This window comes from Pseudomonas sp. HMSC057H01, assembly GCF_001836405.1.
In the GTDB taxonomy this organism is placed as follows: Bacteria; Pseudomonadota; Gammaproteobacteria; order Pseudomonadales; family Pseudomonadaceae; genus Pseudomonas; species Pseudomonas aeruginosa.
This window is the reverse complement of sequence record NZ_KV828512.1, coordinates 92,954-97,747: the sequence shown is the minus strand read 5'-3', so window position 1 is coordinate 97,747 and position 4,794 is coordinate 92,954. Positions and strand designations below refer to the sequence as shown.

At 64.9% G+C, this 4,794-nt stretch carries 8 protein-coding genes; 3 read left to right on the top strand and 5 right to left on the bottom strand.

Going from position 1 to position 4,794, the window contains the following annotated elements:
* A partial coding sequence (locus HMPREF2581_RS25140) for a DUF1456 family protein (protein ID WP_139181928.1) occupies positions 1–194 on the top strand: 194 nt, incomplete at its 5' end.
* Positions 187–579: a hypothetical protein gene (locus HMPREF2581_RS25135; protein ID WP_003085997.1), complete on the top strand. Its 393-nt coding sequence runs from the start codon at positions 187–189 to the stop codon at positions 577–579. The genes HMPREF2581_RS25140 and HMPREF2581_RS25135, both read left to right, overlap by 8 nt.
* A 49-nt stretch (positions 580–628) precedes the next feature.
* On the opposite strand, the gene mgtE is transcribed toward HMPREF2581_RS25135, so the two are convergent.
* Positions 629–2,077: a magnesium transporter gene (mgtE, locus tag HMPREF2581_RS25130; protein WP_003085996.1), complete on the bottom strand. Its 1,449-nt coding sequence runs from the start codon at positions 2,075–2,077 to the stop codon at positions 629–631.
* Positions 2,078–2,403: 326 nt separating this feature from the next.
* On the opposite strand from mgtE, the gene HMPREF2581_RS25125 reads away from it, so the two are divergent.
* A complete protein-coding gene (locus HMPREF2581_RS25125) occupies positions 2,404–2,919 on the top strand; it encodes a DUF4124 domain-containing protein (RefSeq protein ID WP_003085993.1) in 516 nt (171 codons plus the stop codon).
* Positions 2,920–2,964: 45 nt separating this feature from the next.
* Here the strand turns inward: HMPREF2581_RS25125 and HMPREF2581_RS25120 are convergent, their stop codons facing one another.
* The 4 genes from HMPREF2581_RS25120 to HMPREF2581_RS25105 all read right to left on the bottom strand — a co-directional run bounded on the left by HMPREF2581_RS25120 (position 2,965) and on the right by HMPREF2581_RS25105 (position 4,740).
* Complete coding sequence (locus tag HMPREF2581_RS25120; protein ID WP_003120724.1) at positions 2,965–3,450, bottom strand: hypothetical protein; 486 nt, start codon at positions 3,448–3,450, stop codon at positions 2,965–2,967.
* 52 nt (positions 3,451–3,502) lie between these two features.
* Positions 3,503–4,006, bottom strand: coding sequence for a phage neck terminator protein (locus tag HMPREF2581_RS25115; protein WP_003140805.1), 504 nt, complete (start codon positions 4,004–4,006; stop codon positions 3,503–3,505).
* 91 nt (positions 4,007–4,097) lie between these two features.
* Complete coding sequence (locus HMPREF2581_RS25110; protein WP_003085989.1) at positions 4,098–4,373, bottom strand: phage holin family protein; 276 nt, start codon at positions 4,371–4,373, stop codon at positions 4,098–4,100.
* Positions 4,366–4,740: a phage holin family protein gene (locus HMPREF2581_RS25105; protein ID WP_011666734.1), complete on the bottom strand. Its 375-nt coding sequence runs from the start codon at positions 4,738–4,740 to the stop codon at positions 4,366–4,368. The genes HMPREF2581_RS25110 and HMPREF2581_RS25105 overlap by 8 nt, the downstream gene beginning before the upstream one ends.
* Positions 4,741–4,794: the final 54 nt, after the last annotated feature.

Sequence of the window (4,794 nt, the reverse complement as noted above, 5' to 3'; positions counted from 1 at the left end):
TGAAGAAGCTGCGGGTCGCCTTCGAACTCAAGGAGGAAGACCTCCATGCCATCCTCGCCAGCGTCGACTTCCCAGTCTCCAAACCCGAGCTGAGCGCCCTGTTTCGCAAGCCCGGTCACAGCAACTACCGGACCTGCGGCGACCAGTTGCTGCGCAACTTCCTCAAGGGCCTGACCCTGCGCGTCCGTGGCTGAACGCGCGGAGCCGCTGCTGGCGGTTCTGCTCCAGGCGCCGCCCTGCGTCGACCCCTGGTTCCTGGAGTGCCGCCAGGATCGCGCCGGCCTCACCATCCTCGTCCGCGACCTCGCCAACCAGCGCACCTGGCGCGTCGAGTTCGTCGAAGTCGAAGGCCTGCGCCAGCTCGACGCTGCCGACCTGCTGGAATTCTGGCCAGCCTGTGCGGCGTCCGAGGGTTGGCTGTACCGGGTCGAGCAAGGCGGCTGGCTGGACCAGGAATGCCGTCGCGAGGGCTTCGTCGCCCGCGAGACCAAGGCCGTCGACGAGTATTTCGTCAATGGCGGCGATCGCTGCCTGAGCGTGCTGTCCTGGTCGCCACCGAAGGTTTCCCCGCTGATCTGACCGCCATGAAAAAAGCCGCCCTTGGGCGGCTTCTTGCATGGCGCTCCGGCTACATCAGGAAGATCGTCGCCAGGCCGAGGAAGATGAAGAAACCGCCGCTGTCGGTCATCGCAGTGATCATCACGCTGGAGCCCATCGCCGGATCGCGTCCGAAACGATGCAGGGTCATCGGGATCAGCACTCCCATCATCGCCGCCAGCAGCAGGTTCAGGGTCATCGCGGCGGTCATCACCACGCCCAGTTCCCAGTTGCCGTAAAGATAGAAGGCCACCACGCCGATCACTCCGCCCCAGGCCAGGCCGTTGACCAGCGCGACGCCAAGCTCCTTGCGCAGCAGGCGGTTGCGACTGTTGCTGGTCGGCTGTACCTGGTCGAGCGCGATGGCGCGGACGATCATGGTGATGGTCTGGTTGCCGGAATTGCCACCGATGCCGGCAACGATCGGCATCAGCGCGGCCAGCGCCACCAGTTTCTCGATGGAGCCTTCGAACAGGCCGATCACCCGCGAGGCGACGAAGGCGGTGATCAGGTTGGTGGCCAGCCAGGCCCAGCGGTTACGCACCGACTTCCAGACCGAGGCGAAGATGTCTTCTTCTTCACGCAGACCGGCCATGTTGAGGACTTCGCTTTCGCTCTCCTCACGGATCAGGTCGACCATCTCGTCGATGGTCAGACGACCGATCAGCTTGCCGCCCTTGTCCACCACCGGCGCGGAAATCAGGTCGTAACGCTCGAATGCCTGGGCGGCGTCGTAGCCGTCCTCGTCCGGGTGGAAGGTCACCGGGTCGGTGGCCATGACTTCCAGCACTTGCTTGTCCGGATCGTTGACCAGCAGGCGCTTGATCGGCAGCACGCCCTTGAGCACGCCGTCGTAGTCGACCACGAACAGTTTGTCGGTATGCCCGGGCAGTTCCTTCAGGCGGCGCAGGTAGCGCAGCACCACTTCCAGGCTGACGTCCTCGCGGATGGTGACCATCTCGAAGTCCATCAGCGCGCCGACCTGGTCCTCCTCGTAGGACAGCGCCGAACGCACTCGCTCGCGCTGCTGCGCGTCGAGGCTTTCCATCAGTTCATGGACCACGTCGCGCGGCAGTTCCGGCGCCAGGTCGGCGAGTTCGTCGGCGTCCAGGTCCTTGGTCGCGGCGATGATCTCGTGGTCGTCCATGTCCGCGATCAGGGTTTCCCGGACCGCGTCGGAGACTTCGAGGAGGATGTCGCCGTCGTCCTCGGACTTGACCAGCTGCCAGACCGTCAGGCGGTCGTCCAGCGGCAGCGATTCGAGGATGTGGGCGATGTCGGCGGGGTGCAGTTCCTCCAGCTTGCGCTGGAGTTCTACGAGATTCTGCCGGTGGACGAGGTTTTCCACCCGGTCATGGTGCTGGCCTTCCTGACGATGGGTCAGGTCCTCCACCACCTTGTGGCGATGCAGCAGCTCGACCACCTGCGCTAGGCGGTCCTGCAGGCTTTCCTGCGGCTTCTTGGCTTCTACTTCGGTCATAGCGCGCTCCACCCCCAGTAGCGGAGCACGCCAAAGGGGTCAATCAGAAACGTGATTGGTCAAACGGGAAACTGTTCGAGTTTCTACTGGGTAAGTCCATGGGGGTGTTCCAAGGGCCCTCTCGGGGCAGATACGGATAATGATAACACTCCGCTTGCGTTTTGCGCGTTACAAAATGGCGGCAAGAACAAGCGCTTGCGGCACAAAGTTCATCGTCACTCGACGCCTGACTGCGGCGCCGGAAATTTCACTCAGGACACTCGGCCCCGCGGAAAAAGGCAACGCGTTAGCCTGCACTCACCCTTATCCGACCCGGAGTGCCGGCCATGCGTTCCCTGTCCCTCCTTCTCCTCCTCTCGCTGGCGTCCACCTGCGAGGCCGCTGCGGTATTCCGCTGCGAAGACGCCAGCGGCCATGTCAGCTTCACCCAACTCGGTTGCCCCGCCGGGCAGGCCGGCGAGACCGTCGTGGCGGACAACCCGCCGCCGGGAGGCAGGAGTGTCACGCCGATGGCCGAGACGAAGACGAAAAAGGCGTCCATCGGCCGGAAAAGCGTGCCGCTCGCGGTGATCGGAGAAAGAGAAGATCGCTGCAGCAGACGCCTGGACGAGAAGGAACGCCGCAAGGCGATCGTGGAGCAGCGAATAATGGCGGGAATGACCCGCTCCGATGTGGAGCGGGCGCTGGGCAAGCCGGACCGGGTCAGCGGGAACAATGCGGAGGTGCGTTATCAGTACAAGGCCGACAAGCGACGGGGAGCGAGAAGCGTGAGCTTCGATCAGGAGGGATGCGTGAAGGGAAAGGGAAGGTACCGGGTGGAGCGAGTCGATCCCGGGAGCTAAGGCCGGGCCGACCTCATACCGATGAAAGCAGGACCGGCATCGCCTTTAGCGTGCCGGGCAGGGTGTCGCCCTGCCTGCATGGAAAAGACGGACGACAGTCTTCAGCAGCCTACCGCCTGCCCGCCGCGCACGCCTCTGGCTGGCGGTTATGGTCAGGCTCAATCCTCTTTCTGCGGTTCGCCGGGCAACAACGCGCGTGATGAACAGACCGCGATACAGGTGGAATCCCGTCTGCACGTCCACCGTTTCGGAAGCGCCTTGCAGTGAAGTCAAGGCAGCGATGCCCTTGCGCACACGGCACTCGTTCAACGCGCGGCTGCCTCCCTCCATCGGCAGCAAGGAGGGCAACGGCTCGCCAGCGGGCGCATGGTCGACAATGCTGCCGACGATGGTGATGAGCTGGTCGCCGCGCACGCTGACGGCAGCCTCTTGCCCCGTCTCGACGACACTCCCGGCAGCCTGCGCGAGGTTTTCGGAAATCACCGCATCCAGGCGAACGATGCCGACGCGACGACTGATCAACATGACCATGGATCTCTCCTCTATGTATGGATGGCATCGCTACGATGCATCGCAACGACCTCTAGGCAGCCGTTCCACCCGTCCCCCCGGAGGCCTGTCCGGAAGCGGTGCGCTCGAGGTCGACGAGCAGCACGTGTTCGTGAGCGAGAACAAGGTCGAAACGAGCCTGCCCCAGCGCCTGGCCATCCTGCACGACGGACAGGTTTTCGATGGGCGTCAGGCGCAGCAGGCTGGCCTTCAGCAGGCGCAGGCGCTCGCCGGCATTGCCTGACTGCAGCAGGCAGCGGGCATCCTGCAGGTACTGGTGCGCCCCGGGACCATGCCAGGTCAGGCGAAAGATGCTCTCGCAACTGGCCAGCAGGGACTCCTGCTCGCCACTGGCGGAAAACTCCCGCCGCACCTTGCCAAGCAGGCTCGAGGACTCCAGGCGCAAGGTCATGAAGGGGATGGCCGGCGGGGCCAGCAGTTGATCGGCATCGACGACGCTGCCGGCGGGCAGGCCGAACAACTGCCGCAACGTTTCGCGCAGGGCGGCGTGATCCAGGCGCACGGTTGCACTGGACATGGCGAACTCCTTTTTCAGGATGGATGGATGACGGACAGGCACCGACGCGGCGGATACAACCGCCGGCCAGGCCGGAGCGAAGTGCGTTCGTTCAATGCAGGCGCAGGACCCGCGCCAGGTTGCCACGCGCCTGCAACAGCAGGACCAGCAGCACCAGCAGTACCCCGAGCATCCACGGCGAGAGGTGCTCGGCGCGATACAGCCCGGCCACTATTCCCAGCGCCTGGCAGCCGGTGCACAACGCCAGCAGGTAGGCGCACAGGGAAACGCCGGGGCGGAAACGCGCGCCGGCGCGGCGATAGGTGATCAGGCGCATGCAGATCGCCGAGCAGACCAGCACGGTCAGGGTGGACAGCGGGTCAACCATCGGACTTGCCTCCCCGGCGGCGCAACAGCCCGCGCATCCAGTTGGGCAGTTCACCGCCACGCATCCACTCGAGCATGCCGATGCCGCCGGTCACGCACAGGGTCGCGGCGACGAAGGCGGCCATGCCGCTGGTCTGGGTCAACCCGCGGCCGAGCGCCTCGATTCCGGCGTAATAGCCGCCGACCCAGGACACCAGCAGATAGCCGAGGCGGGTCAGGGCGTTGTAGTCACGGGCGAACACGACAAAGAAGATGGCGCCGCCGAAGCCTCCCAGCAAGGCGTTGCCATCGATACCCGGCAGGTACATGGCCAGGCCGCCGCCAGCCATTGCGCTGGCGGCGGAGGCCGCAGAGCTTGGCTCGGACATGGATGACTCCCGGAAATGCAAAGGCCCGCCGAAAAGGCGGGCCCGGAACGGCCG

Bases quoted from the DNA above. Each gene is read 5' to 3' on its own strand.
- mgtE (WP_003085996.1), bottom strand. From the start codon at position 2,077: ATGACCGAAGTAGAAGCCAAGAAGCCGCAGGAAAGCCTGCAGGACCGC.
- HMPREF2581_RS25125 (WP_003085993.1), top strand. From the start codon at position 2,404: ATGCGTTCCCTGTCCCTCCTTCTCCTCCTCTCGCTGGCGTCCACCTGC.
- HMPREF2581_RS25120 (WP_003120724.1), bottom strand. From the start codon at position 3,450: ATGGTCATGTTGATCAGTCGTCGCGTCGGCATCGTTCGCCTGGATGCG.
- HMPREF2581_RS25115 (WP_003140805.1), bottom strand. From the start codon at position 4,006: ATGTCCAGTGCAACCGTGCGCCTGGATCACGCCGCCCTGCGCGAAACG.
- HMPREF2581_RS25110 (WP_003085989.1), bottom strand. From the start codon at position 4,373: ATGGTTGACCCGCTGTCCACCCTGACCGTGCTGGTCTGCTCGGCGATC.
- HMPREF2581_RS25105 (WP_011666734.1), bottom strand. From the start codon at position 4,740: ATGTCCGAGCCAAGCTCTGCGGCCTCCGCCGCCAGCGCAATGGCTGGC.